Origin of the sequence: Acinetobacter sp. YH01019 (assembly GCF_013420285.1) — a bacterium.
In the GTDB taxonomy this organism is placed as follows: Bacteria; Pseudomonadota; Gammaproteobacteria; order Pseudomonadales; family Moraxellaceae; genus Acinetobacter; species Acinetobacter gandensis.
The window spans coordinates 1-1,998 of record NZ_VOYM01000168.1; the positions used below are offsets into that span (position 1 = coordinate 1).

At 35.0% G+C, this 1,998-nt stretch carries 3 protein-coding genes and 1 rRNA gene; 1 reads left to right on the forward strand and 3 read right to left on the reverse strand.

Annotated elements, in window-relative coordinates; all coding sequences use genetic code 11:
- Positions 1–107, forward strand: a 5S ribosomal RNA gene (gene rrf, locus FTT84_RS17650); the annotation flags it as partial.
- A 79-nt stretch (positions 108–186) separates the two neighbouring features.
- Here rrf and FTT84_RS17655 read toward each other — a convergent pair.
- The 3 genes from FTT84_RS17655 to FTT84_RS17665 are packed head-to-tail and all read right to left on the reverse strand — an operon-like array spanning position 187 to position 1,901.
- Complete coding sequence (locus FTT84_RS17655; RefSeq protein WP_067763403.1) at positions 187–612, reverse strand: roadblock/LC7 domain-containing protein; 426 nt, start codon at positions 610–612, stop codon at positions 187–189.
- Between the two features lie 9 nt (positions 613–621).
- The gene (locus FTT84_RS17660) at positions 622–1,167 is read right to left on the reverse strand and encodes an ATP/GTP-binding protein (RefSeq protein ID WP_180058998.1); all 546 of its coding nucleotides are present in this window, start codon (positions 1,165–1,167) and stop codon (positions 622–624) included.
- Positions 1,168–1,181: 14 nt separating this feature from the next.
- Complete coding sequence (locus FTT84_RS17665) at positions 1,182–1,901, reverse strand: hypothetical protein (RefSeq protein WP_180058997.1); 720 nt, start codon at positions 1,899–1,901, stop codon at positions 1,182–1,184.
- Positions 1,902–1,998: the final 97 nt, after the last annotated feature.

Genomic DNA, 1,998 nt, shown 5'->3' on the forward strand with positions numbered 1-1,998 from the left:
CAATAGCAAGAGTGAACCACCTGATCCCTTCCCGAACTCAGAAGTGAAACCTCTTAGCGCTGATGGTAGTGTGGGGTTACCCATGTGAGAGTAAGTCATCGCCAGCTCATTATTCAAAATCCCCCTATCTCTTATGAGATAGGGGGATTTTTTTATGCGATAAAAATAGAAATGCTAAATTGAAAGTTAGTTAATAGCTATTGCTGAGTCTTCAGTAATAATTGCATTTGTAGCACACTTAAGCATGTAAAGTACTTGTCCTAATAAAATGTCTTTGTCTGTTAATGCAATAATAATCATTGGATGATGTTGCGCTGATACAGCTGTTAAAATTGCTTTACCATTTTCAGCATCCAAAGTAATACTTTGACAACCAGTGAGTTGAATTTCTTTAGTAAATGCAGTAACCATGGCAAGAATTGAGCTACTTACAGCAGCAAGTTTACTATTGTTATATTGCCCACGTTTATGGACGCTAGTAAGTTCAAAGCCATCTGTTGAGCAGAGCATCACAAAATGCACGCCTCGAGCATTATTTATAATCATGCTAATTTGTTCATGTGCATATTGTACAAGTTCTTTAGGGGCTGAACGTTTTTGAACATTGAACATAAAGGATCCTTAAGCGCTAATGTTATGATTAACTTCTACTGATGTTATAAGGGCTTCTAACAATAACAACACATCTTCTTTTTTACGTGAGTCAATAAAAAATAAGGGCGAATATAAATCTTGTTGGATCAGCCAATCTTTATAAATTGATGTGTCTTGATTGGTTTTTATTTCATCTGTATGCGTAATTCCAATAGCGATATTATCGGTATAGTTTTGGAATGTTTCTAAGTAACTTTCAATTTCTGTTAAGGGATTTTCTATGTTGTGATCAATTAAAATTATGGCACCAATGGCTCCTTGACAAATCACTGGCCAAATAAAATCAAAACGACTTTGTCCAGGTGTACCATATAGCCCAATTTTAAGATCATCCTCAAGTGTAACTTCACCATAGTCAATGCCTACAGTTGTCTCAAGTTTTGAATGCCGTTCTTGATCAGTATTTAATGCCTCGGTTGATAAAACAGGGATGTCTGAAAGTGAACGGATTGCTTCAGTTTTACCAGCCCCCATTGAGCCAGCAAATACAATTTTATATTGCTGAAGAATCATGTATTTGCTCCTATTTAAAAACCAAATTTACGGCGTAATTTACCTAAAAAATTTTTTACAAAACTTTGTTCTTCTGTTTTTTCAATTATTTCTGATGGTGGGTTGTAATGTTTATCCCAAAGATTTATTTTTTTTATATTTTGAGTAGCAATATTTGCTGCAATAAATTTTTGTACAAGTGGGAGAGGGATGTCATATTGCTCTGAAATTTTTGACATTTTTGCACCTTGAATAAAGCAAGCGGACATTTGAAAGATGAGTTTTCGTTGTGTATTGTCCATTGGCTTTGGCCAAGAAAAAATCTTAAAGTGACCATCTGTAGGTGAAATTGAAGCAAATGCAGGTGAATTCCAGAATAAATTCCAGAGCCAGTCTTGTAATATCACTGGATGTTTTCTTGAGACCTTAGTGAGATCAATAATTGATGCAAAATCGTACTTAAAGCTTAAGTCTGTTTTAAATTCGAGACGATCTAGATTAGGCCATGCAATGTTGTGTGTAATATCAATTACAGCTAACGTACCTTGATCATCAAAAAGGTGTAACTTTTCATGATTATCTTCTGAGAAAAGCGTTTTAAAATAGTTTTCATCAAATTCGTGTAGATGGTTGTTATCATTCGTAAACTGAAGTAGTTCTTCAGTAGAGCTAAGTTGCTCTGAATGGTGTATGAGGTTTATATCGACCCACTGATTCAGTGCATTTGAACCGTACCGGGTTTGTCGGAGACTCAATATTCTGAGAGACTATTCCGATGAAAAAACCAAACTATACCCCCGAAATTAGAGAAAGAGCGGTTCAATTACTAATTGAATCTGAAAAAGATTATCC

Excerpts from the sequence above, each read along its gene's own strand:
- FTT84_RS17655 (WP_067763403.1), bottom strand. The coding sequence starts at position 612 with ATGTTCAATGTTCAAAAACGTTCAGCCCCTAAAGAACTTGTACAATAT.
- FTT84_RS17660 (WP_180058998.1), bottom strand. The coding sequence starts at position 1,167 with ATGATTCTTCAGCAATATAAAATTGTATTTGCTGGCTCAATGGGGGCT.